Here is a 25,396-nt window from a genome sequence, read left to right as displayed (position 1 = left end):
AGAGGTCAGGCAGAAATTTACTCTTCCAGGTCACCACAGAAACGATAACCTTCACCATGGATAGTGGCGATGATTTCTGGGGTATCAGGTGTAGACTCGAAATGCTTACGAATGCGACGGATAGTCACGTCAACAGTACGGTCATGAGGTTTTAGCTCACGGCCAGTCATTTTCTTCAGCAATTCGCCACGGGATTGAATTTTACCCGGATTTTCACAGAAGTGCAGCATGGCGCGGAACTCACTGCGTGGCAGTTTGTAATGTTCGCCAGCAGGGCTTATCAGCGAGCGGCTGTTGATATCCAGCTCCCAGCCATTGAATTTATAGCTTTCAACCAAGCGGCGCTCTTCACCTACGCTACCCAAATTCATGGTGCGTGACAGTAAGTTACGTGCACGAATGGTTAATTCGCGTGGGTTGAAAGGCTTGGTGATGTAGTCATCTGCACCAATTTCTAAACCAAGGATCTTATCTACTTCGTTATCACGACCTGTCAGGAACATTAGGGCAACACTTGCTTGTTCACGGAGCTCCCGTGCCAGCAACAGGCCATTTTTGCCCGGCAGATTGATGTCCATAATAACTAAGTTGATATCATTCTCAGACAGAATGTGGTGCATCTCTGCGCCATCATTTGCCTCATGAACAACATAGCCTTCCGCTTCGAAAATGCTCTTCAGGGTGTTACGAGTAACGATCTCGTCTTCTACGATCAGAATGTGCGGGGTCTGCATGTTTGCTACCTAAAATTGCCAACAAAATAGAAATAGGAAGTACAGAAGTCTTTGTTATATTAGGATTTTTATTGACTTATTACTCGTCATCCTGCTCATCACATGACTAAAGTACGTAAACGCGTTCTTGATGCACTTTCCACCAACGTCAACAACATCACTAGCTTGGTCGGGGTGTTACTCCCTACAGCCCTAAAGGTGACAAAAGCGGCGCATATCCTAACCTTATTAACAGCAATATAACAGTGTGAGCCGAATCTACCACCCAACAAAACTACGCTTTGTTGACATATATCAAATTCAATTGTAGCACGTTAACACTTTTGTGAAAAAGACTTACAGGAATACCATTTTCCGCGATAGTTGATTAAATTATGTTACCAATTCAGTGTTATTAATATTAAACTTTGAACACCAGACGTGACAAAAAAATAAATTTTCTAATCTGTTGATTTTTATTGTTTAAAATCAATATTCTTTCAACATGGCAGGCATGAATCTATTTTTCTTGTCAGCGGTCTATTTCACCTAAAAACATAAGAAGAATTATCATTGATGTTAGTTAAATGTAAACTGAAGAAGCAAAGTTTTCATTTTTGTTGTTTTTTAAAGTATTAACACAAATGACCGGCCAGTAAATCGCCATTTTGTTTCTGCAATCGGGCTTTATCGTATCGACAGTATTAATTGTCCGCCAGCATGTTTTCTCTGATGTAGTCGAAAAAAACCTTAAAGTATATCGTTTTGATTAAAGTTGATATTGCGGTTTTATTATCTGGTTTATTACGATTTGGTTTATTTGTATCTCCTGAGTACGCCCATTGAATGAGAGAATTGACCATCAGAGGTCGACTTATTTTTCATGGGTGAAGATAAAAAAATTTGACTTGAGAGGGCGATTGCTTTAACCAATAGGGTGACAGCTTCATTTATGAGACAGACAGACGACATGCGATACATCAGCCTGAATACAACAATTATTACCACCACCGAAACCACAGGTTACGGGGCGGGCTGACGCGTAAAGGAAACAACAAAAAAAAGCCCGCACCTAAACAGTGCGGGCTTTTTTTTTCAATCAAATCTTTGCAAAAAAAGTTTGCGATAAAAAAGCGCGAAAGCGGGAGAGAATCAGAAATGCGAGTGCTGAAATTTGGCGGGACATCAGTAGCAAATGCAGAACGCTTTATGCGTGTTGCCGATATAATCGAAAGTAATGCACATCAGGGACAAGTGGCTACGGTGTTATCTGCCCCGGCTAAAATTACCAATCATTTGGTCGCGATGATCGACAAAATGGTCGCAGGGCAAGATATCTCACCGAATATCAGCGATGCTGAGCGGATTTTTTCCGAGTTACTACGGGGATTGGCCGATGCTCAGCCGGGTTTTGACTCTGAGCGTTTGAAAGCGCGGGTGGCTCATGAGTTTGCACAACTCAAACAGGTGCTGCACGGTATCTCATTACTCGGTCAATGCCCGGACAGCATCAATGCTTCAATTATCTGCCGTGGCGAAAAGCTGTCTATCGCCATCATGGAAGCCCTGTTTCTGGCGAAAGGTTATCAGGTCACGGTGATTAATCCGGTCGAGAAATTGCTGGCCCAGGGTCACTACCTTGAATCCACCGTCGATATCACTGAATCTACTCACCGTATTGGTTCCAGCCGTATTCCGGCTGATCATATTATCTTGATGGCCGGTTTCACGGCGGGTAATGAGAACGGTGAATTGGTGGTTCTGGGGCGTAACGGTTCTGACTATTCGGCTGCTGTGCTGGCAGCCTGTTTACGTGCTGACTGCTGTGAGATCTGGACTGACGTCGATGGGGTTTATACTTGCGATCCGCGTACAGTGCCGGATGCCCGATTACTGAAATCGATGTCATATCAGGAGGCGATGGAGCTGTCCTATTTTGGTGCTTCCGTTCTTCACCCCCGCACTATCGCCCCCATTGCTCAGTTCCATATTCCTTGCCTGATTAAAAACACCTCGAACCCACAAGCGCCCGGCACCCTGATTGGCGGTGAAAGTAGTGATGATGGCTTCCCGGTCAAAGGCATCACTAACTTGAATAACATGGCGATGATTAACGTTTCAGGGCCGGGCATGAAAGGCATGGTGGGTATGGCTGCCCGTGTCTTTTCAGTGATGTCACGCAGTGGTATTTCAGTGGTACTTATCACTCAATCGTCTTCTGAGTATAGCATCAGCTTCTGTGTGCCTCAGAGCGAGTTATCTCGCGCCCGTAGCGCATTGGAAGACGAGTTTTATCTGGAACTGAAAGACGGTTTATTGGAACCCCTGGATGTGATGGAGCATCTGGCGATTATCTCTGTGGTCGGTGATGGCATGCGCACTCTGCGTGGGATCTCTGCCCGCTTCTTCTCGGCGCTGGCCCGAGCCAATATCAATATCATCGCCATCGCGCAAGGTTCGTCCGAACGCTCCATTTCTGTGGTGGTCAATAATGATGCCGTCACCACGGGTGTACGGGTATGTCATCAGATGTTATTCAATACCGATCAAGTTATCGAAGTATTTGTCATTGGCGTCGGTGGTGTCGGCGGGGCATTAATCGAACAAATCTATCGCCAGCAACCTTGGCTGAAGCAGCGTCATATCGATTTGCGCGTCTGTGGTATCGCCAACTCCAAGGCCATGCTGACCAATGTGCATGGTGTTGCGCTGGATAACTGGCGTCATGAACTGGCTGAAGTTAAGGAGCCGTTTAACCTAAGTCGTCTGATCCGCTTGGTTAAAGAGTATCACTTGCTCAATCCAGTGATTGTCGACTGTACTTCCAGCCAGGCGGTTGCCGATCAATATGCTGATTTCCTGGCTGACGGTTTCCATGTGGTGACACCCAACAAGAAAGCCAATACTTCATCGATGAATTACTACCGCCAGATGCGTGCGGCGGCGGCGAAGTCATGCCGCAAATTCTTGTATGACACCAACGTGGGTGCTGGATTACCGGTAATCGAAAACTTACAGAATTTGCTCAATGCCGGTGACGAACTGATGCGTTTCTCCGGTATCTTGTCAGGTTCTTTATCCTTTATCTTCGGCAAGCTGGATGAAGGGATGACCTTGTCAGAGGCCACCTTGCAGGCCAAAGCGATGGGATACACCGAGCCTGACCCGCGCGATGACCTCTCTGGCATAGATGTTGCCCGTAAATTGTTGATCTTAGCCCGTGAAGCAGGGTACAAACTTGAGTTGGCTGATATCGAAGTAGAGTCCGTTCTGCCGGCAAGCTTCGATGCTTCTGGCGATATAGACACCTTCCTGGCGCGCTTGCCGTCACTGGATGCCGAGTTTACTCGCTTGGTGGCGAATGCGGCGGAGCAGGGCAAAGTGCTGCGTTATGTTGGGGTTATCGAAGACGGGCGCTGTATCGTCCGAATGGATGCTGTGGATGGTAACGATCCGCTGTATAAAGTTAAAAATGGCGAAAATGCATTGGCCTTCTATACCCACTATTATCAGCCGATCCCGTTGGTGCTACGCGGGTATGGCGCGGGTAATGACGTGACGGCTGCCGGGGTGTTCGCCGATCTTTTACGCACATTATCATGGAAGTTGGGAGTTTAAATATGGTTAAGATCTATGCTCCGGCATCGATTGGCAATGTCAGCGTCGGGTTTGACGTGCTGGGTGCGGCGGTATCGCCGATAGATGGCACCTTGCTCGGCGATTGTGTCCGCGTGACGGCGGCAGACCGCTTTAGTCTGCACAATGAAGGCCGCTTTGTCAGCAAGCTGCCTGATGACCCGCAACAGAATATCGTTTATCAATGCTGGAAGCGTTTTTGTCAGGAAATGGGCAAAGAGATCCCCGTGGCGATGGTACTGGAAAAGAACATGCCGATTGGCTCAGGGCTGGGTTCCAGTGCCTGTTCAGTGGTCGCTGGCCTGATGGCGATGAACGCGTTCTGCGGTAATCCGCTGGATAACGTCAAGCTGTTGGGCATGATGGGCGAGCTGGAAGGGCAGGTATCCGGTAGCGTCCATTTTGATAACGTTGCCCCCTGTTATCTGGGTGGGATGCAGTTAATCCTTGAGCAGGATAGCTATATTAGCCAGAACGTCCCCGGTTTTGATGACTGGCTGTGGGTGATGGCGTATCCGGGCATTAAGGTCTCGACTGCTGAAGCGCGCGCCATTTTACCGGCGCAATATCGCCGCCAGGATTGTATCGCCCATGGGCGTAATTTGGCTGGATTCATTCACGCTTGCCACACTCAACAACCCGATTTAGCCGCTAAAATGATGAAAGATGTTATTGCGGAACCTTACCGTACCCAATTGTTGCCGGGCTTTGCGGTGGCACGCCAAGCCGCACAGGATATTGGCGCATTGGCCTGTGGTATTTCCGGCTCCGGCCCGACGCTGTTCGCCGTGTGTGACGATATGGATACCGCACAGCGTATGGCGAGCTGGCTACAAAATCATTACCTGCAAAACGACGAAGGTTTTGTTCATATTTGCCGTCTGGATACCGCAGGCGCACGACTACTGGGATAACGCATGAAACTGTACAACCTTAAAGATCACAACGAGCAGGTCAGCTTCGCGCAAGCGATTAAACAAGGTCTGGGCAAACAGCAAGGGCTGTTTTTTCCACTGGAATTGCCAGAGTTTGAACTGACTGAGATTGATAAACTGCTGGATCTGGATTTTGTGACCCGCAGCAGCCGTATTTTGTCGGCGTTTATTGGCAACGAAATTGCGCCAGAAGTGTTAACCAAACGCATTCAGGCGGCATTTGAATTTCCGGCCCCGGTAGTACAGGTTGAGAATGATATCGCGGTACTGGAGCTGTTCCACGGCCCTACACTGGCGTTTAAAGACTTTGGCGCTCGTTTTATGGCGCAGGTGTTGGCAGAAGTGGCGGGTGAACAGCCGGTCACTATCCTGACAGCAACCTCCGGTGACACCGGTGCGGCGGTGGCTCATGCGTTCTACGGCCTGAAAAATGTGCGGGTAGTTATCCTTTACCCACGTGGCAAAATCAGCCCGTTGCAGGAGAAACTGTTCTGTACGCTGGGTGGCAATATCCACACCGTGGCAATTGATGGCGACTTTGATGCATGTCAGGCATTGGTGAAACAGGCCTTTGATGATGAAGAATTGAAGCAGGAACTGAGCCTTAACTCTGCCAACTCAATCAATATCAGCCGCTTGCTGGCGCAAATCTGCTATTACTTTGAAGCAGTGGCCCAACTGCCACAAGAAGCGCGTAACCACTTGGTTATCTCTGTACCAAGCGGTAACTTCGGTGATTTGACTGCCGGTCTGCTGGCGAGGTCATTAGGTTTACCGGTGAAGCGCTTTATCGCGGCCACTAATGCCAACGATACTGTGCCGCGTTTCCTGATTAATGGTCAGTGGCAACCGAAGCCTACTGTGGCGACCTTATCGAATGCGATGGATGTTAGCCAACCGAATAACTGGCCACGGGTAGAAGAGCTATATCGCCGTAAAATCTGGCAGTTGAAGGATTTGGGCCACGGTGCGGTGAGTGATGAAGCCACCAAAGAGACGATGCGTGAGCTGGCAAAACTGGGTTATATCTCAGAACCTCATGCTGCCATTGCCTACCGTGTTCTGCGGGATCAATTGCAGGACGGCGAATTCGGCTTGTTCATCGGCACGGCGCATCCGGCAAAATTCAAAGAGAGCGTAGAAGAGATCCTTGGGCAGGAATTGCCATTGCCAAAACCGCTGGCTATCCGGGCGCAACTCCCCTTGCTGTCCCGTGATTTACCGGCTGATTTTGCGCAATTACGGGCATTCTTGATGGCATTACCAAAGTAATTACCCTTCTTACTTGGTGCTGCAGCGTTGTTAGCGGCTCTCACTCACCCGAATCACTTACTTGTGTAAGCTCATCGGGATGTGTTCGTTTGCTGCCTAGCTGCAACACCAATTACTTTGGGTAATATCCTTTCTGGTTGAAATCGTTAAGGCTATTCGGCTCGTTTAAAGACTAATTCATTTTTTGCCGAAAGCCCGGCATCAAACTCATAACCTTCCAAATTAAAATCAACCAGTTGTTCGGGTTGGGTCAGTTTATTCTGGATGATAAAGCGGCTCATCAGGCCACGGGCTTTCTTGGCGTAGAAACTGATGATTTTGTATTTACCGTTCTTCTCATCCAAAAATACCGGTTTAATCAGTGAACCCGCCAGTTTGGCTGGTTTTACCGCTTTAAAGTATTCATCGGATGCCAGATTAATCAGTACGTTATCACCTTGCTGCGCAAGGGCCTGATTGAGTTTCTCTGTTATCTGGTCACCCCAGAAAGAGTAGAGATCTTTACCCTGTGGGTTCGCCAGCTTAATCCCCATTTCCAGACGATACGGCTGCATCAAATCCAATGGACGCAGTAGACCGTACAAGCCGGAGAGCATTCGCAAATGTTTTTGGGCAAAATCAAAATCGGCGGCGCTGAAATTCTGTGCTTGCATCCCGGTATAGACATCACCTTTAAAGGCCAGAATAGCCTGACGCGCATTTTCAGGTGTGAAATCAGGTTGCCATTCGCTGAATCGGGCCGCATTTAAGCCCGCCAGTTTATCGCTAATCCCCATTAAACTGCCGATCTGGGCCGGTGTTAGTTCGCGACAGATCTCGATAAGTTCCTGTGATTTATCCAACATTTCAGGTTGAGTAAATTTCTTGGTCGCCAACGGGCTTTGATAATCAAGGGTTTTGGCTGGGGAAATAATAATAAGCATGACGACATCCTGTTAATCCAGATAGCACACTGTAGCAAAAAGTGCGCGTTAGCAAAAAGAAGATTGGACGATTGCTAAGATAGGTTGGTCGGTGAGCCCATAGAGAATATAGTTTGGCTAGATCGTCTCAGCATCACAAGAATGGCCGAAATTGCGATTAACCTGCCGGTTTCCTCCTGTTTTGAAAGGCGAAAACGGTTGCGAACCGAAGACGATCAGTTTGCGCTTTTTTTAATCAGTTTAACTGCCTTGCACCAAGGCTTACGCATGTTATTATCAGAACAAGGCAGAGTGTCGAAATAGCTAATATTGCGAAATGCCAAAAGTTCATGCACAAACGACGAGAAACGACAACATGACCGATAAACTTACTTCCCTACGTCAAATCACCACTGTAGTAGCAGATACCGGGGATATCGCGGCAATGAAGCTGTATCAGCCGCAAGATGCGACCACTAACCCATCACTTATTCTGAATGCTGCTCAAATTCCTGAGTATCGCAAACTGATTGATGAAGCTATTACTTGGGCGCGGGCGCAAAGCAGCGACCATGCTCAACAGATCGTTGACGCGGCCGATAAACTGGCGGTGAATATCGGTTTGGAAATTCTGAAGCTGATCCCAGGTCGTATTTCTACTGAAGTTGATGCCCGTTTGTCCTATGACACCGTTGCCAGCGTGGCGAAAGCTAAGCGTTTGATCAAACTTTATAATGAAGCCGGTATCAGCAATGACCGTATTCTGATCAAACTGGCCTCTACCTGGCAGGGCATTCGTGCTGCGGAACAGCTAGAAAAAGAAGGGATTAACTGTAACCTGACGCTGCTGTTCTCCTTCGCTCAAGCCCGTGCTTGTGCTGAAGCTGGCGTGTTCCTGATTTCACCGTTTGTTGGCCGTATTCTTGACTGGTACAAAGCCAATGGCGACAAAAAAGAGTTCGCACCACACGAAGATCCGGGTGTTGTTTCAGTTACCGAGATTTACCAGTATTACAAACAACACGGTTATAAGACTGTGGTTATGGGCGCAAGCTTCCGTAATCTAGGCGAGATCATCGAACTGGCCGGTTGTGACCGTCTGACTATCGCGCCACCTCTGTTGAAAGAACTGGCAGAGAGCAAAGGCCCGATAGAGCGTAAACTGTCTTACACCGGTGCTGTTCAGGCTAAACCTGCACCATTGACTGAAGCTGAGTTCTACTGGCAGCACAACCAAGACCCAATGGCGGTTGATAAGCTGGCTGACGGGATCCGTAAGTTTGCTATCGACCAGGGCAAGCTTGAGAAAATGATCGCCGAACTGCTGTAATTTGAGTGATTCAAGCCGTGTCTGGCGAAAAGGTGGCGTGAGCCGCCTTTTTTATTGCCTGTCATCAAGAAAGGTTTGTGGTTTGGGTATGATATTATTCGTCCATGATATAAGACATTTCGTCGAGGTGGTCGCATGAATACATTACGTATAGGTTTAGTGTCGGTTTCAGACCGTGCATCCAGTGGGGTTTATCAGGATAAAGGTATTCCAGCATTAGAAGAATGGCTGGCAAGTGCGTTAATCACGCCTTTTGCAATAGAAACGCGTCTTATCCCCGATGAACAAACCTTGATTGAGCAAACCCTGTGTGAGCTGGTTGATGAGATGGGCTGCCATTTGGTGCTAACCACGGGGGGCACTGGCCCGGCAAGACGTGATGTTACCCCAGACGCCACTCTGGCTATCGCCGATCGGCAGATGCCGGGCTTTGGCGAGCAAATGCGCCAAATCAGCCTTCATTTTGTTCCTACCGCGATTTTATCCCGTCAGGTCGGCGTTATCCGTAAGCAAGCCTTGATCATCAACTTACCGGGGCAACCTAAATCCATCAAAGAAACCCTGGAAGGGGTGAAAGACGCCGAATCGAACGTGGTGGTTGCCGGTATCTTTGCTAGCGTGCCTTATTGCATTCAACTACTGGACGGGCCTTATATAGATACCCATGCTGAAGTGGTAGCAGCTTTTCGCCCCAAAAGTGCCATAATCAATATAAAATACTAAATTAAAATTTTTTATAACATAAAGTACCATTCTAAGAGTGTGGGGAATTTTGTACGGTATAGTCATGTTTACTTTACAAATAGTTGAAGAATTTTTTCTTCCCCTACTCTGGTTTATTACGGTGTCATATGCCCCAAGAATATAACTCATCTCAAATCGACCCATCGCAACCTCATGTTGTTAAAGAACATAATCCTAATCGTCGATTGAATAAGCAAGATTATAAAACGCTCACTCTTGCCGCATTAGGCGGTGCGCTAGAGTTTTATGACTTCATCATTTTTGTTTTTTTTGCCGCGGTTATTGGCGATCTCTTCTTCCCAACGGATATGCCTGAGTGGCTTCGTCAGGTGCAAACGTTCGGTATTTTTGCCGCTGGCTATTTGGCTCGCCCGCTAGGCGGTATCATCATGGCGCATTTTGGCGATCTGGTGGGCCGCAAGAAGATGTTCACTCTCAGTATTCTATTGATGGCATTGCCAACGCTGGCCATCGGTATGCTGCCGACTTACGCTTCTATCGGCATTGCGGCACCGTTATTGTTGCTCTTGATGCGCGTGTTGCAAGGTGCAGCAATTGGTGGCGAAGTCCCTGGTGCATGGGTCTTTGTGGCGGAGCATGTGCCACGCCGACGCATCGGGATTGCCTGTGGCACCTTAACTGCCGGTCTGACTGCGGGGATCTTGCTGGGGTCACTGGTTGCCACGGCCATAAATACCACGTTGAGTCATCAGGCCATCATGGATGGCGGCTGGCGTGTGCCGTTCTTCCTTGGCGGGATCTTTGGTTTGTTCGCCATGTATCTGCGCCGTTGGTTGCAGGAAACGCCTATTTTTAAAGAAATGCAGGCACGCAAAGCCCTGGCTGAAGGATTACCGCTGAAATCCGTGGTGGTCAATCACAAGAAAGAAGTGATTGTATCTATGCTGCTAACCTGGCTGCTTTCTGCCGGTATCGTGGTGGTTATCTTGATGACCCCGACTTATTTACAGAAACAGTTCGGCGTGCTACCCGCGCTGGCATTGCAGGCGAACAGTTTGGCGATTGTCGCGCTGGTGTTTGGCTGTGTGATTGCCGGGCTGGTGATTGACCGCTTCGGTGCCAGTAAAACCTTTATCGTCGGCAGCCTGATGCTAGCCGTGTCTACGTGGTCGTTCTACCACACTAATTTGACTGATCCAACCCAGCTCTTTACGCATTATATGATGGCTGGATTCTGTGTCGGCATCGTCGGTGCGGTACCTTATGTGATGGTACGTGCATTCCCGGCAGAGGTTCGTTTTACCGGTATATCCTTCTCTTACAATGTGGCCTATGCCATTTTTGGTGGTCTGACACCGATTGTAGTGACCCTATTAATGAAGATGACACCAATGGCCCCGGCCTATTACATGCTGTTGTTATCGCTGGTAGGGGTGCTGTTGGGGATTTATCTGCGTAATGATATTAATAGCGATGTTAACGTGCATCTGCCAAAGAAAGCTCTGGCTGAATCAGTGGGGGATTAAATAAATCTCACTGCCAGAAAATGGCCCATAACTTTATGGGCCATTATTTGCCCGGTATAGTTTAAAATTCATTCTTAAAATTAAAACCGACCTTCTGTTTGACGCGAGCAGAAGGTTGAGAAATGACTTCAGAGTACAATGTACGAGCACCTTGTTGTTGTAAATATCGACTCAGTTCTCTGACTGCCGCCGTACCAGCACCTCTTACGGTTCCTTCTCGGTCGGGAAATAAGACATAGTCTGGCAGGGTTGCAGACGCGACCAGTTCAACTTCATCCTGGTGATTAAAACGGTCAGCAAGTACTATCGCGATAACTCTTCCCTGCAGTTTAACAATTACATATATTTCACCGGGGCGATGAAGAGTGAGCCTTCGATTGATAATACCCGTCACAATATTTCCAGCACGAAGTAGTTTAGTGAGGGCGTTATTGATTTCAACTGGTTCGGCATCCGCACTGGCACCTTGAGCGGGGTAGCCTTGCTCATATTGCTGCTCCCAGAGAGCAACGGTTTCCCTTAGCTTTTTCCGCATAGCTTGGGCATTGCTAACTTCTACACCTGAAAGTTTTTCTTCTTCCTCGGGTGTCGGTGTTGGGAGCACTTCTATTTCGAATTCCAATTCAGTTTGCTCGACAACTTCACCTTGTAAAATGATTATTGGCGTCGTCGGTCTAAAGACGAAAGTCTCTAATAACAACTCATAAATGCCTAATGGTAAGAGCTCCACCTGTGATGGTGATTCATTAGATGAAGAAACAAAACTGTAAGATATATAACTAAGCTGAGCATAATCAAAAGCGGTTTTAATATCGGCAAAGGCATTATTAGTGGTTCTATCGGTTATTTTTTCTTTTATAGCTTGGATTAGCCTATTTTCCACTGCTTGATTTTCGACGGCGACGCCGGTACTTCCTGTTCTTATTATTGAGTCTACTATTTGACCAAAAAATGCAGTATTCCAGGTTGCTAAGCTATTGCCAAACAACAAGGTAAAGTCAGTCATAATCTCCAATGTCCAATCAATACAATGGGGCCTTATTTGACGTATTGGACGAGAGTTAAGTAACGAGTGGAACGAAATCATGCAGGCTTTGGCTACCGCCGGGAGACTGAGAGATTGCTTACGTTGACTGTTATCCATATAAGTTAATGTCATGTAGTTATCGACATCATCAGGCATCTGTAACTCTTCTTCTTTGGCGGACTTTGGTTTTAGTGGGGGACTGTTTCCGGCAATATGTAATGTTTTTCCTTTTGTATTATGGTTAAAAAAATCATCTGCACTGAATACAATGCTATTCAATTGTTGGCATTTACCTCGAACAATGTAATTATAAATATTTAAAAAAGGAGTAAAAGCACAGAGTATTTTGCTTGTTTGTACTAAATCTCTTTTTTTCCAATCTTTATCTCCTGTATCTGCGGTAAGTATGGTTTTTTCGATAACTAAAGGTTTATCTTTATTGTAGTTGGTTATTACTATCTCTGGAGTTGCATTAATGCCATTATCCCAATCAAAGAAAATGATTGGGGATATATTTGCTAAATTATTTCGCAATGTTTGAATATATTGTACTTGCACAATGTCTTTTTTCATTTGTATAATGAAAGATAGGTTGTCGCTGCGTTTATAATGGTTAAAATAAAACTTAGTATTCATTTTTTCGTTGTAGAATTCAATTCTACTATTATTAACATTAATGTTAGCGCCGTTAAATAGCGAGAGAACATAATTATCATCTTCGCCTAAATTCATAGTATTAAAAACCAATAAAATTTGCTTATTCTTTAAGCGTTCATCATTCCAATATCTTTCAAATACATCAGCGAGTTTTATGGTATGACTATTTATAATGACACATTGTTGATCACAATTAAGGCCTTTTATTTCTGCTACCTTGATGCTAGTGATTGCATCACTCATTTCTAGTGCTTTTAGGCTATTATCGGTAATGCTTTCTGTTAACTTAAAAAAAGGGGCATTGAAATTATCATTTCTGTAGATTGTTGCTATCATTCCTTTGGGTATGGTGATGGACTGAATACTATCATTATGAATAGGGAGTACTTCTCTGTCAGACTCAATGATGGCTTCTATATTGTGATAAAAATCTATTTGTTGATTGGAGGCTAAACAAGTACTGTCTCCCTGAAACTCATCCTCTGTATAAAAACAGATTGCCGGTGCTATTTGGTATGATTTTATCCTGTTATAAAGTCCTGATGATTTTAGTTGCTGTAGATTAATATCATTATCTAATGTTGTTTTTTTACCAGAAAGGTCAATATCATCATAAAGGGTTACAATCATGCCCAGCGGGACCGAAATTGATTCTATTTTATTATTGAATGTATCATTATAAGCAGACATTGATTCATTCTCTGCTGAGCAAAATGATTCCCCACTAAAATCTGCTAGCTCATAAAAACAGACTTTCCCCTCACCTGAATAGACTGATTCTGATATCATTAATATAACGCTTATCAATAGTTTCGTGACTATTTTCATAGGCTAGCCCTTAAGTCTATTAATTTGAATGTTTCATATTACTTACCTCGACTTGATGTTATATGATTTGTTTTTTCTTTACTTTATCTATTTTTATTCTTCTATTAGATTATTTCGTTTTAGAAGCGATAAATAAACATAAAAAAACCCTGAACATGAATGATCAGGGGAGTATTAAATTTAAACTTCCGACATGAACTGTAATTAAACTACATGTCGTGCTGTCAAAGTCTGAGTCGGTTCGCCAATTGGCAGCACGGTGCGGCCATATTGTTCGTTCAACACTTCAGCCATTGCCAAATAGATTGCACTGGCTCCACAGATAATGCCTTCAAAGCCAGCAAAGACCAGCAGCGAATGGTTACCGGTAAAGTTACCCACTGCCAGTAGAGCAAACAGTACCGTTAAGCTACCAAAAACAAATTGCAAGGCGCGGTTAGCAGGCAAGGTGCCGAAGAACATAAACAGTGTGAAGATACCCCATAAGCCTAAATAAACGCCGAGGAATTGTGCGTCAGTGGCTTCTGCCAGACCCATTTTAGGTAGCATCAGCAAACCGACCAGACTCAGCCAAAATGCGCCATATGAGGTAAATGCAGTTGCAGCAAAGGTATTACCCTTTTTATATTCCAGCATACCCGCCAGAATTTGTGCTAAACCGCCGTAAAAAATCCCCATACTAAAAATAACAGAGGTTAGGGGGAAGAAGCCTGCATTGTGCAGGTTGAGCAAGACGGTTGTCATCCCAAAACCCATCAGGCCTAACGGGCCAGGATTCGCCAACTTGGTGGTGTTCATAAGTCCTCTGCAAATTTGGTATAATTATCCGAATAAGTATCAAGCGCCTGAATGACCAAAAAGTCGTCTATTCCCTCAGTGCGCGCGGCATCATAATGATCCCTGCGCTCGGAAACAATGATCTTAAGGGTGATAAAAAGTAATTTTTTTTCATCGTCCCCCTTGATGCTGCGTTTCGTGGCCCCATCTTATTCCCAACCGCAGGAGCTAATCGTGGATCAGCGGATACATGCATCAGTAAAATATTGGGCATGAAAACATTGATTAAGAAAATACGGGCAGTTGAAAATAAACAATCCGCCCACATATAGATTAGTAACTTGACCGAATATGACTTTTTAGTGGAGGCGTTTTAGATGGGTAAAATTATTGGTATCGACTTGGGTACTACCAACTCTTGTGTAGCAATTATGGATGGCAACAAAGCACGAGTGCTGGAAAACAGCGAAGGCGACCGTACTACGCCTTCTATTATCGCTTATACCCAAGATGGTGAAATTCTGGTTGGCCAACCGGCTAAACGTCAGGCTATCACTAACCCACAGAATACATTGTTTGCTATTAAACGTTTGATTGGCCGTCGCTTCCAGGATGAAGAAGCACAGCGTGATAAAGACATCATGCCGTACAAAATCGTGGCAGCTGACAACGGTGATGCTTGGGTTGAAGTAAAAGGCCAGAAAGTTGCACCACCGCAGATTTCTGCGGAAGTATTGAAAAAAATGAAGAAAACGGCTGAAGATTTCCTGGGTGAACCAGTAACTGAAGCGGTTATCACTGTACCTGCATACTTCAACGATGCTCAGCGTCAGGCAACGAAAGATGCTGGCCGTATCGCTGGTCTGGAAGTAAAACGTATCATCAACGAACCAACCGCAGCAGCATTGGCTTACGGTCTGGACAAAGAAGTCGGTAACCGCACTATCGCGGTTTATGACCTTGGTGGTGGTACTTTCGATATCTCTATTATCGAAATCGATGAAGTCGACGGCGAAAAAACCTTCGAAGTTCTGGCAACCAACGGTGATACTCACTTGGGGGGTGAAGACTTCGATAGCCGCTTGATCAACTATTTGGTTGATGAATTCAAGAAAGACCAGGGTATGGATCTGCGTACTGATCCACTGGCAATGCAGCGTTTGAAAGAAGCGGCTGAAAAAGCGAAAATTGAGCTGTCCTCAGCTCAACAGACCGACGTTAACCTGCCGTACATCACGGCGGATGGCAGCGGTCCAAAACATATGAATATCAAAGTGACCCGCGCTAAATTGGAGTCACTGGTAGAAGATTTGGTCAACCGTTCTATTGAACCGCTTAAAGTGGCTCTGCAGGATGCTGGTCTGTCTGTTTCCGATATCCAGGACGTTATCCTGGTCGGTGGTCAGACTCGTATGCCAATGGTTCAGAAGAAAGTTGCTGATTTCTTCGGTAAAGAACCCCGTAAAGACGTGAACCCAGATGAAGCTGTAGCGATTGGTGCGGCAGTGCAAGGGGGGGTTCTGTCTGGTGAAGTGAAAGACGTTCTGTTACTGGACGTGACTCCACTGTCACTGGGTATTGAAACCATGGGTGGTGTGATGACTCCGCTTATCACCAAAAACACCACTATCCCAACCAAGCACAGCCAGGTGTTCTCTACTGCAGAAGACAACCAGTCTGCGGTAACCATCCATGTGCTACAGGGTGAGCGTAAACGTGCTCAGGATAACAAGTCTCTGGGTCAGTTCAATCTGGACGGTCTCCAGGCTGCACCTCGCGGCATGGCGCAAATCGAAGTCACCTTCGATATCGACGCCGATGGTATTTTGCATGTGTCTGCTAAAGACAAAAATACCGGTCGTGAGCAGAAGATAACTATCAAGGCATCTTCTGGTTTGAACGAGGAAGAGATCCAGAAAATGGTTCGCGATGCTGAAGCTAACGCTGAAGCGGACCGTAAGTTTGAAGAACTGGTACAGACGCGTAACCAGGCTGACCATCTGATTCACGGTACTCGTAAACAGTTGGAAGAAGCCGGCGACAAACTGCCAGCAGATGACAAAACAGCTATCGAAGATGCGATGAAAGCGCTTGAAGCAGCACTGCAAGGCGAAGACAAAGCTGAAATCGAAGCGAAAACTCAGGCTCTGGTGCAGGTTTCTGGCAAATTGCTAGAAATGGCTCAGCAGCAGCAAGCTGCTGCAGGTGGTGATGCTGGTGATACTAGTGCCAAGAAAGAAGACGACGTCGTAGACGCCGAATTCGAAGAAGTGAAAGACAAAAAATAATCGCCCTTAAGCGGGCACAGCAGTGGTAGGCCTTACTGTTGCTGAAAACCAGCACGGGCGTCGAGGAAACTCTACGCCCGTGCACGCATGTTAAGGGTAGGAAACAAAGAGAATGGCGAAGAGAGATTATTACGAAGTTTTAGGCGTCAGAAAAGACGTTGATGAACGTGAAATAAAAAAGGCCTATAAACGCCTGGCAGTAAAGTATCATCCGGACCGTAATCAGGATGAAAACGATACTGGCGAAAACTTCAAAGAAGTTAAAGAAGCTTACGAAATTCTGACCGACCCGCAAAAGCGCGCAGCATACGACCAGTATGGTCATGCGGCCTTTGAGCAAGGCGGCATGGGCGGCGGTGGTTTTGGCGGAGGCGGAGGCGCTGATTTTAGCGACGTTTTTGGTGATGTCTTCGGTGATATCTTTGGTGGTGGGCGTCGTCAACGTGCCTCTCGTGGCTCAGACCTGCGTTACAATATGGATCTGACACTGGAAGAAGCAGTACGTGGTGTGACTAAAGAGATACGCATTCCCGCGCTGAATGAATGTGACGTTTGCCACGGTAGTGGCGCTAAACCGGGAAGCTCTCCTGTCACTTGCTCGACTTGCCGTGGTGCAGGTCAGGTACATATGCGCCAAGGGTTCTTTACCGTACAGCAGGCGTGTCCAACGTGTCATGGCAACGGTAAAATCATTAAAGATCCGTGCAACAAGTGTCATGGGCATGGTCGCGTTGAGAAATCAAAAACACTGTCGGTCAAGATCCCGGCGGGGGTTGATACCGGTGATCGCATTCGCTTAAGTGGTGAAGGTGAAGCCGGTGAACACGGCGCACCATCAGGCGATTTATACGTTCAGGTGCAGGTTAAAGCGCATCCAATCTTCGAGCGTGAAGGCAATAACCTGTATTGTGAAGTGCCGATTAACTTTGCTATGGCAGCCTTGGGCGGTGAGATTGAAGTCCCGACACTGGATGGTCGAGTGAAGTTGAAAGTGCCAGCGGAAACCCAAACCGGTAAGCTGTTCCGTATGCGCGGCAAAGGTGTTAAATCTGTGCGTGGTGGTAGTCAAGGTGACTTGCTATGTCGCGTCGTAGTTGAAACGCCAGTCCATCTGAGTGAAAAACAGAAACAGCTACTGCGTGAACTGGAAGAAAGTTTTGTCGGTGCTGCGGGCGAGAAAAACAGCCCTCGCTCTAAAAGCTTCTTAGATGGTGTTAAAAAATTCTTTGACGACCTGACCCGCTAATCAATTAGCACTGAACAAGCTAATAAAGCGCAAGAAAATTAAAAATCCTCGATTAACCTCGGGGATTTTTTTCATCATCTGATCGTTGTTATATGTGAAGTACATCACCAATGGATCGGTTTTTTCGAGTATTTATTGCTATAAAAACGACTTTTTTCGAGTTGAAGACTATCCTAAAATCCATGCATTGATTTGCCGAGCGTAGAGCTCACTGTGCGATGTAAGGAGTTATTCATTGTGACAAACATCATTCGTCAATTTTTACGTCAAGAGGCTGCGGGCGGCCTGATTTTAATTTTTGCCGCTATCGTGGCCCTATTTATGGCTAACAGCCCGTTGCACGGATTTTATCAATCATTTTTGGATGTGCCGGTATCAGTGAAGATTGCATCGCTGGATATCAGTAAGCCGCTATTGTTGTGGATTAACGACGGCTTAATGGCGGTATTCTTCCTGGTGGTTGGGTTGGAAGTTAAGCGAGAGCTGATGGAAGGCTCATTGGCAGGCCGCGATAAAGCCGTTTTTCCCGCAATTGCAGCATTAGGCGGCATGCTGGCACCCGCCCTGATTTATTTGCTGTTTAACGGTGCCGATGAGGTGACCCGCCAAGGTTGGGCGATCCCCGCCGCAACGGATATTGCCTTTGCATTAGGTGTAATGGCGCTATTGGGTAACCGGGTTCCAACCAGTCTTAAAGTTTTTCTATTGGCATTAGCCATTATTGATGACCTGGGCGTTATCATTATTATCGCGTTGTTCTATACCCATGAGGTTTCACTGCAAGCTTTGGGGATTGCCGCTGCGGCCATTGCGCTATTGGGTTATATGAACTGGCGTGGGGTAGGGAAAACATCCGTCTACCTGCTGGTAGGATTGGTACTGTGGGTCTGCATTCTTAAGTCAGGTGTACATGCGACCTTAGCCGGTGTTATTGTCGGCTTTATGATCCCGCTGCACACCCAAGATAAGCGCTCGCCTTCAGAATCGCTGGAACATGGCTTGCACCCATGGGTTGCCTATTTGATTTTGCCGCTCTTTGCATTTGCCAATGCGGGTGTTTCGTTGCAAGGCGTTTCTCTTGCCGGGATGACATCATTGCTGCCTTTAGGGATTGCAGCAGGTCTGTTTATCGGCAAGCCACTGGGGATTTTCCTCTTCTGTTGGCTGGCGGTTAAGTTTAGGGTGGCTAAACTGCCTGATGCGATCAACTTTAAGCAGATTTTTGCTGTATCAGTGCTATGTGGTATTGGCTTCACTATGTCGATATTTATCGCTTCACTGGCATTTTCAGGCGCGGATCTTGCCCTGATCACCTACTCTAAATTGGGAATATTATTAGGTTCGACCACCGCAGCGATTGTGGGTTACAGCTTATTGCGTATGGTGCTACCTGTGAAGAGAAAAGCAACTAACTGAGGTTAACCTAAAGCCATCCGTTAGCCTAATATAGCGATATTGCCGGTGTCTGATGAAAGCACCGGCAGTTTTACTTGATAGAACTCCTGGCTCACAGTCTGTGAAATTTCAGTACAAGGACGGTTTTGTCGTGCATGGGGCTATATATCTGGCTCGGCGATATGTTAAGGAAATAACAACATGCGAATGTCTCATATCAATTTCAATCATCTTTACTATTTTTGGCAGGTCTGCAAAGAAGGCTCAGTCGTTGGTGCTGCAGAGGCTCTATTTCTGACACCACAAACAATTACCGGGCAAATTAAAGCATTGGAAGAGCGCTTGGGTGGTAAATTGTTTAAGCGTCGGGGGCGCGGGTTGGTGCCATCGGAACTGGGGCAACTGGTTTTTCGTTATGCCGATAAAATGTTCATGCTTAGCCATGAAATGTTGGATATCGTTAACTATCGCAAAGAGTCTAACCTGCTCTTCGATGTGGGGGTCGCCGATGCTTTATCCAAGCGCTTAGTGAGTCAGGTACTGGAAACTGCCGTGGTTGAGAATGAAAAGATTCATCTGCGCTGCTTTGAATCAACCCATGAGATGCTATTGGAACAGTTAAGTCAGCATAAGCTGGATATGATCCTGTCCGATTGCCCGGTTGATTCCAGTCAGCAAGAAGGGTTGTTCTCTGTCAAGCTGGGGGAATGTAGCGTTAGTTTTTATTGTCGTCAGCCCATCCCGGATTTACCTTTCCCTGCCTGCTTGCAGCAAAAACGTTTGTTGATACCGGGCCGTCGTTCAATGCTAGGGCGCAAATTGCTGAATTGGATTAACAGCAAAGGACTACAAGTGGAAATTCTGGGGGAATTTGATGATGCCGCATTGATGAATGCTTTCGCCATCTATAACAATGCTATTTTTGTCGCACCAACCATGTACGCTGCCGATAACTATGCCAAAGATGACCAGATTGTTGAAATTGGCCGTTTAGATAATGTGCAGGAAGAGTATTACATTATTTTTGCCGAGCGTATGATCCAACATCCGGCGGTACAGCGGGTATGCAACAAAGATTTCTCAGCACTTTTTGGCGGCTAAATTATAAACAACCCAAGAAATGGATATAAAAAAACCGGCCTAGGCCGGTCTTTTTACTAAGCAGTCAACGTAATGCAATTACTGCATTGCGGTGATTTGCGCCACTAAGTTTGACTTATGACGCGCTGCTTTATTTTTGTGGATCAGACCTTTACAGGACTGACGATCCACGATTGGTTGCATTTCATTAAATGCTTTTTGCGCTGCGTCTTTATCGCCAGCTGCAATTGCCGCATAAACCTTCTTAATGAAGGTACGCACCATTGAGCGACGGCTAGCATTATGCTTGCGGCGTTTCTCAGACTGTACGGCGCGTTTCTTAGCTGATTTGATATTAGCCAAGGTCCAACTCCCAAATATATTCTATTGAGGACAATTCAAAGGCCGAGGAATATGCCCTTTTCGCCTTCGTTTGTCAATGGATTTGTGCAAATAAGCGCCGTTTGTACGGGCGGCACTTGCTACGTTGTGATGGAGCGGGATTTTACCAGCTTCGCTCTGCGGAATACAGTCTTTCGAAAGAAAAATCCACAGTTCACGGCTTTGAAGGGATTCGACGGTGGTTCTTGTAAAAATCTCAGCCTGCTTCTGTATTCAAACTCCGTGCGCATTCTACAGGATAAAGTCAGTAAAAGGGATTTTACCTGCATAATTTTGGCAAAATGGTATGACTTTCGGTTAAAGGTGCCAATCGCGGGTTAACCTTAACCGCTGTACAAGGTATAATCCGGTGATTCCCACTGTTTTGAGCCAGCTATGGAGCTAATTCGCGGTATACATAATATCCGGGCACGCCACCATGGTTGCGTGCTGAGTATCGGTAACTTTGATGGTGTCCATCGCGGACATCAGGCTTTATTGGAGCAGCTAAAGCGTGAAGGTCAGCGCTTGGGGCTGCCCGTTATGGTAATGATATTTGAACCGCAACCCTTGGAGTTGTTTGCCGCAGATAAAGCACCAGCACGGCTGACGCGCTTGCGCGACAAAGCCAGGTATCTGGCACAAGCTGGCGTTGATTATCTGTTGTGCGTGAAATTTGATCCACGTTTTGCCGCTATCACTGCGCAAGCTTTCGTTGCTCAGTTGCTGGTAGAGAAGTTGGGTGTTAAGTTTTTAACGGTGGGTGATGATTTCCGTTTTGGCGCTGGACGTCAGGGGGATTTTCAACTATTACAGCAAGCCGGTGCTGAATTTGGTTTTGATGTTATCAGTACTGACAGCTTTTGTGATGGTGGCTTGCGTATTAGCAGCACGGCGATTCGTCAGGCGCTTTATGATGACAATCTGGTGTTGGCCGAAACGCTGCTTGGTCATCCATACAGTATTTCCGGCCGAGTGGTTCACGGCGATGAACTGGGGCGGACGATTGGCTTCCCCACGGCGAATTTGCCGTTAAAACGTTTAGTTGCTCCGGTGAAAGGGGTGTATGCGGTTGATGTTTATGGCTTGGGTCCAAAGCCATTACCCGGGGTTGCCAATATCGGCACTCGGCCTACTGTTGCAGGCATTCGCCAGCAACTAGAGGTTCATCTGCTTGATGTTACAATGGATCTTTATGGGTGCCATATTGACGTGGTGCTCCGCGCTAAATTGCGCAACGAACAGCGCTTTGCTTCGCTCGATGCCCTGAAGCAGCAAATCGCCAATGATGTGGTGACGGTCCGAACATTTTTCGGGCTAAAGACACCGGTTTAATATTTCTAGCCGAAACGGAACCGAGAATCTAATGAGTGACTACAAGAATACCCTGAACTTGCCTGAAACAGGGTTCCCGATGCGCGGCGATCTGGCTAAGCGTGAACCTGACATGCTGAAACGTTGGTATGAACAGGATCTGTACGGGATGATTCGTACGGCCAAGAAAGGTAAAAAGACCTTTATTTTGCACGACGGCCCTCCTTATGCGAACGGCAGCATTCACATTGGTCACTCTGTTAACAAAATTCTCAAAGATATTATTATTAAGTCGAAAGGAATGGCGGGCTACGACTCACCTTATATTCCGGGTTGGGACTGCCATGGTCTACCGATCGAGTTAAAAGTTGAGCAGTTAATTGGTAAGCCGGGCGAGAAAGTCAGCGCCGCAGAGTTCCGTGCTGCCTGCCGTAAATACGCGGCTGAGCAGGTTGCAGGTCAGAAAGCAGATTTTATCCGTCTGGGCGTTTTGGGCGATTGGGACCATCCTTACCTGACGATGGATTTCAACACTGAAGCTAATATTATTCGCGCATTAAGCAAAATCATTGATAACGGTCACCTGCACAAAGGCGCGAAGCCAGTGCATTGGTGTACCGATTGCGGTTCATCATTGGCTGAAGCTGAAGTCGAATATTACGATAAAACCTCACCTTCTATTGATGTGCGTTTTAGCGCTGTCGATGTCGCGGCGGTGAGCGCAAAATTTGGCGTCATTGATGCTTCTGGTGAAGGTCCGATTTCACTGGTTATCTGGACTACCACCCCGTGGACATTGCCCGCTAACCGTGCAATCTCGCTGAATGCTGAGTACAACTATCAGTTGGTGCAGGTTGACGGTGAATGCCTGATCCTGGCGGAAGAGCTGGTTGAGAGCGTAATGAAGCGCGCTGGCATTGCTGAATGGGCGGTATTAGGTCATTGCAAAGGTTCTGAGCTGGAACTGCTGCGTTTCAATCACCCGTTTATGGGCTTTGATGTTCCAGTGATTTTAGGCGACCACGTAACACTGGATGCCGGTACCGGCGCGGTTCATACTGCCCCTGGTCACGGCCCTGATGACTTTGTTATCGGCCAGAAATACGGCTTGGAAGTGGCCAATCCGGTTGGCCCGAACGGTTGCTATCTGGCGGGAACTTACCCAACGCTGGACGGCATGTTCGTGTTTAAAGCCAACGATGTCATTGTTGAGCTACTGCGCGAGAAAGGCGCATTACTGAAAGTTGAAAAATTGGTCCACAGCTACCCATGCTGCTGGCGTCACAAAACACCAATTATCTTCCGTGCTACGCCACAATGGTTTATCAGCATGGATCAAAAAGGTTTGCGTAAGCAGTCGCTGGAAGAGATCAAAGGCGTGCAGTGGATCCCAGATTGGGGTCAGGCGCGTATCGAAACCATGGTGGCAAACCGCCCAGACTGGTGTATTTCGCGTCAGCGTACCTGGGGTGTGCCAATGTCTCTGTTTGTGCACAAAGAGACCGAAGCACTCCACCCCCGCAGCACTGAGCTGATGGAGGAAGTCGCCAAGCGCGTTGAGCAAGACGGTATTCAGGCATGGTGGGATCTAGACCCTGCTGAGATCTTAGGTGCCGATGCTGCTGATTACGTCAAAGTGCCAGACACGTTAGACGTATGGTTCGATTCCGGTTCAACTCACTCATCGGTGGTTGACGTGCGCCCTGAGTTTGGCGGTCATAGCCCGGATATGTATCTGGAAGGTTCCGACCAACACCGTGGCTGGTTTATGTCTTCACTGATGATTGCGACTGCAATAAAGGGCAAAGCACCTTATCGTCAGGTACTGACTCATGGTTTCACCGTTGATGGTCAAGGGCGTAAGATGTCCAAATCCATCGGTAACACCATCAGCCCACAAGATGTAATGAACAAACTGGGTGGCGACATCCTGCGTTTGTGGGTGGCATCAACCGATTACACCGGCGAAATCGCGGTTTCTGACGAAATCCTGAAACGTTCTGCTGATTCTTATCGTCGTATTCGTAACACCGCCCGCTTCTTGTTGGCTAACCTCAATGGCTTCGATCCGGCACAGCATCAGGTGAAACCAGAAGAGATGGTGGTAGTGGATCGCTGGGCCGTAGGCCGTGCACAAGCGGCTCAGGCTGAGATCATGGCCGCGTACGAAAATTACGATTTCCACTTGGTGGTACAGCGTTTGATGCAGTTCTGCTCGGTTGAGATGGGTTCTTTCTATCTGGACATCATTAAAGACCGCCAGTATACCGCGAAAGGCGATAGCGTTGCCCGCCGCAGCTGCCAGACTGCGCTGTTCCATATTGCAGAAGCACTGGTTCGCTGGATGGCCCCGATTATGTCCTTTACTGCCGACGAAATCTGGAACCAATTGCCAGGTCATCGCCCACAGTATGTCTTCACGGAAGAGTGGTATGACGGTCTGTTCGGGCTGGCCGCTGATGAAAGTATGAACGATACTTTCTGGGCTGAGCTGTTAAAAGTCCGTGGTGAAGTCAACAAGGTATTAGAGCAAGCCCGTAGCGATAAACGGATCGGCGGTTCGCTGGAAGCTGCAGTAACCTTGTATGCAGAGCCTGAACTGGCAGCTCGCTTGAACAGCCTGCAAGATGAACTGCGTTTTGTGTTGCTGACCTCGTCTGCAAAAGTTGCCGGTTTCTCCGATGCGGGTGATGATGCGCTGCAAAGTGAGCTGATTGCAGGGCTGAAAATTACCTTTAATAAGGCTGACGGTGATAAGTGCCCGCGTTGCTGGCATTACACTCGAGACGTCGGTTTGGTAGCGGAACATGCTGAGTTGTGCGGCCGCTGTGTCACTAACGTTGCCGGAGACGGTGAAGAGCGTAAGTTCGCCTAATGAGTAAACCTATTTGTTCGACCGGATTGCGCTGGTTATGGCTGGCGGTACTGGTGGTTATTTTGGATCTTGGTAGCAAACAGTGGGTCATGGCCCACTTTGCGCTGTATGAATCGATGCCAGTGATTCCTTTTTTCAATCTGACCTACGCACAGAACTTTGGTGCGGCATTTAGCTTCCTGGCCGATAAAAGTGGCTGGCAGCGTTGGTTCTTCGCCGGGGTAGCCATCGGTATTTCAGTAATATTGATGGTGCTGATGTATCGCTCTCCTGCCAAACAACGCCTGTTGAATTGTGCTTATGCTCTGATTATCGGTGGAGCATTAGGTAACTTATTTGATCGCATGGTGCATGGCGCGGTGAACGATTTTATCGATTTCTACGTCAATAACTGGCATTTCCCGACATTTAACTTCGCCGATATCGCAATTTGTATCGGGGCGGCGTTGGTTATCCTGGAAGGCTTCTTAAGTCCGGCTGAAAAAACGGCGATGAATAAAGGTGAGTGA

General features: G+C 47.0%; 20 protein-coding genes and 1 other annotated feature. Of the genes, 15 read left to right on the top strand and 5 right to left on the bottom strand.

All coding sequences use genetic code 11. The features are described 5' to 3' along the window. Window positions 1-17: 17 nt before the first annotated feature. Window positions 18-734 (bottom strand): two-component system response regulator ArcA, encoded by a 717-nt coding sequence (arcA, locus tag AEP37_RS04370; RefSeq protein ID WP_004706052.1) that lies wholly within the window; start codon window positions 732-734, stop codon window positions 18-20. Window positions 735-836: 102 nt separating this feature from the next. On the opposite strand from arcA, the gene yjjY reads away from it, so the two are divergent. From yjjY to thrC, 5 genes are all read left to right on the top strand, one after another. Further along, the gene (gene yjjY / locus AEP37_RS28035) at window positions 837-977 is read left to right on the top strand and encodes a YjjY family protein (protein WP_053101942.1); all 141 of its coding nucleotides are present in this window, start codon (window positions 837-839) and stop codon (window positions 975-977) included. Between the two features lie 688 nt (window positions 978-1,665). Then, entirely contained in the window at window positions 1,666-1,752 is an 87-nt protein-coding gene (gene thrL, locus AEP37_RS24605; RefSeq protein ID WP_071598596.1) for a thr operon leader peptide, read from the top strand. Next, window positions 1,691-1,809 (top strand) — a sequence feature (Thr leader region). (Overlaps the previous gene by 62 nt.) 62 nt (window positions 1,810-1,871) lie before the next feature. Further along, the gene (thrA, locus tag AEP37_RS04365) at window positions 1,872-4,331 is read left to right on the top strand and encodes a bifunctional aspartate kinase/homoserine dehydrogenase I (RefSeq protein ID WP_049610446.1); all 2,460 of its coding nucleotides are present in this window, start codon (window positions 1,872-1,874) and stop codon (window positions 4,329-4,331) included. 2 nt (window positions 4,332-4,333) lie between these two features. Continuing rightward, window positions 4,334-5,263 (top strand): homoserine kinase, encoded by a 930-nt coding sequence (gene thrB, locus AEP37_RS04360; protein WP_049610443.1) that lies wholly within the window; start codon window positions 4,334-4,336, stop codon window positions 5,261-5,263. Between the two features lie 3 nt (window positions 5,264-5,266). Beyond that, window positions 5,267-6,556, top strand: coding sequence for a threonine synthase (thrC, locus tag AEP37_RS04355; RefSeq protein ID WP_049610440.1), 1,290 nt, complete (start codon window positions 5,267-5,269; stop codon window positions 6,554-6,556). A 152-nt stretch (window positions 6,557-6,708) separates the two neighbouring features. Here the strand turns inward: thrC and yaaA are convergent, their stop codons facing one another. Next, window positions 6,709-7,479: a peroxide stress protein YaaA gene (gene yaaA, locus AEP37_RS04350; protein ID WP_049610437.1), complete on the bottom strand. Its 771-nt coding sequence runs from the start codon at window positions 7,477-7,479 to the stop codon at window positions 6,709-6,711. A gap of 355 nt (window positions 7,480-7,834) precedes the next feature. On the opposite strand from yaaA, the gene tal reads away from it, so the two are divergent. The 3 genes from tal to AEP37_RS04335 all read left to right on the top strand — a co-directional run bounded on the left by tal (window position 7,835) and on the right by AEP37_RS04335 (window position 11,019). After that, the gene (tal, locus tag AEP37_RS04345; protein ID WP_049610435.1) at window positions 7,835-8,788 is read left to right on the top strand and encodes a transaldolase; all 954 of its coding nucleotides are present in this window, start codon (window positions 7,835-7,837) and stop codon (window positions 8,786-8,788) included. A 135-nt stretch (window positions 8,789-8,923) separates the two neighbouring features. Continuing rightward, window positions 8,924-9,511 (top strand): molybdopterin adenylyltransferase, encoded by a 588-nt coding sequence (mog, locus tag AEP37_RS04340; protein ID WP_049610432.1) that lies wholly within the window; start codon window positions 8,924-8,926, stop codon window positions 9,509-9,511. A 128-nt stretch (window positions 9,512-9,639) separates the two neighbouring features. Then, the gene (locus AEP37_RS04335) at window positions 9,640-11,019 is read left to right on the top strand and encodes an MFS transporter (RefSeq protein WP_049610429.1); all 1,380 of its coding nucleotides are present in this window, start codon (window positions 9,640-9,642) and stop codon (window positions 11,017-11,019) included. Between the two features lie 61 nt (window positions 11,020-11,080). On the opposite strand, the gene AEP37_RS04330 is transcribed toward AEP37_RS04335, so the two are convergent. Further along, on the bottom strand, window positions 11,081-13,531 hold the full coding sequence (locus AEP37_RS04330; RefSeq protein WP_049610426.1) for a peptidase inhibitor family I36 protein: 2,451 nt from the start codon (window positions 13,529-13,531) through the stop codon (window positions 11,081-11,083). 204 nt (window positions 13,532-13,735) lie between these two features. Next, window positions 13,736-14,329 (bottom strand): acetate uptake transporter, encoded by a 594-nt coding sequence (gene satP, locus AEP37_RS04325; RefSeq protein WP_049610423.1) that lies wholly within the window; start codon window positions 14,327-14,329, stop codon window positions 13,736-13,738. Window positions 14,330-14,685: 356 nt separating this feature from the next. Here satP and dnaK point away from each other — a divergent pair, with 356 nt between their 5' ends. From dnaK to nhaR, 4 genes are all read left to right on the top strand, one after another. Then, window positions 14,686-16,596 carry a molecular chaperone DnaK gene (gene dnaK / locus AEP37_RS04320; protein ID WP_049610420.1) on the top strand — a complete coding sequence of 637 codons (1,911 nt, stop codon included), beginning with the start codon at window positions 14,686-14,688 and terminating at the stop codon, window positions 16,594-16,596. 112 nt (window positions 16,597-16,708) lie between these two features. Further along, the gene (dnaJ, locus tag AEP37_RS04315) at window positions 16,709-17,842 is read left to right on the top strand and encodes a molecular chaperone DnaJ (protein ID WP_049610417.1); all 1,134 of its coding nucleotides are present in this window, start codon (window positions 16,709-16,711) and stop codon (window positions 17,840-17,842) included. A 237-nt stretch (window positions 17,843-18,079) separates the two neighbouring features. Further along, window positions 18,080-19,258 (top strand): Na+/H+ antiporter NhaA, encoded by a 1,179-nt coding sequence (nhaA, locus tag AEP37_RS04310; RefSeq protein WP_049610415.1) that lies wholly within the window; start codon window positions 18,080-18,082, stop codon window positions 19,256-19,258. Between the two features lie 180 nt (window positions 19,259-19,438). Beyond that, complete coding sequence (gene nhaR, locus AEP37_RS04305; RefSeq protein ID WP_049610412.1) at window positions 19,439-20,338, top strand: transcriptional activator NhaR; 900 nt, start codon at window positions 19,439-19,441, stop codon at window positions 20,336-20,338. A gap of 78 nt (window positions 20,339-20,416) precedes the next feature. On the opposite strand, the gene rpsT is transcribed toward nhaR, so the two are convergent. After that, a complete protein-coding gene (rpsT, locus tag AEP37_RS04300) occupies window positions 20,417-20,680 on the bottom strand; it encodes a 30S ribosomal protein S20 (RefSeq protein ID WP_049610408.1) in 264 nt (87 codons plus the stop codon). 414 nt (window positions 20,681-21,094) lie between these two features. Here rpsT and ribF point away from each other — a divergent pair, with 414 nt between their 5' ends. From ribF to lspA, 3 genes are read left to right on the top strand one after another with little or no spacing between them, the layout of a single operon-like run. Beyond that, the gene (gene ribF / locus AEP37_RS04290) at window positions 21,095-22,033 is read left to right on the top strand and encodes a bifunctional riboflavin kinase/FAD synthetase (RefSeq protein ID WP_049610406.1); all 939 of its coding nucleotides are present in this window, start codon (window positions 21,095-21,097) and stop codon (window positions 22,031-22,033) included. A 31-nt stretch (window positions 22,034-22,064) separates the two neighbouring features. Then, window positions 22,065-24,887 (top strand): isoleucine--tRNA ligase, encoded by a 2,823-nt coding sequence (gene ileS, locus AEP37_RS04285; protein ID WP_049610403.1) that lies wholly within the window; start codon window positions 22,065-22,067, stop codon window positions 24,885-24,887. Then, window positions 24,887-25,396, top strand: coding sequence for a signal peptidase II (lspA, locus tag AEP37_RS04280; protein ID WP_049610401.1), 510 nt, complete (start codon window positions 24,887-24,889; stop codon window positions 25,394-25,396). The genes ileS and lspA overlap by 1 nt, the downstream gene beginning before the upstream one ends.

The organism is Yersinia pekkanenii (assembly GCF_001152565.1).
Classification (GTDB): Bacteria; Pseudomonadota; Gammaproteobacteria; order Enterobacterales; family Enterobacteriaceae; genus Yersinia; species Yersinia pekkanenii.
The sequence above is the reverse complement of the archived record's forward strand: the minus strand, read 5'-3'. Positions and strand labels throughout refer to the sequence as shown.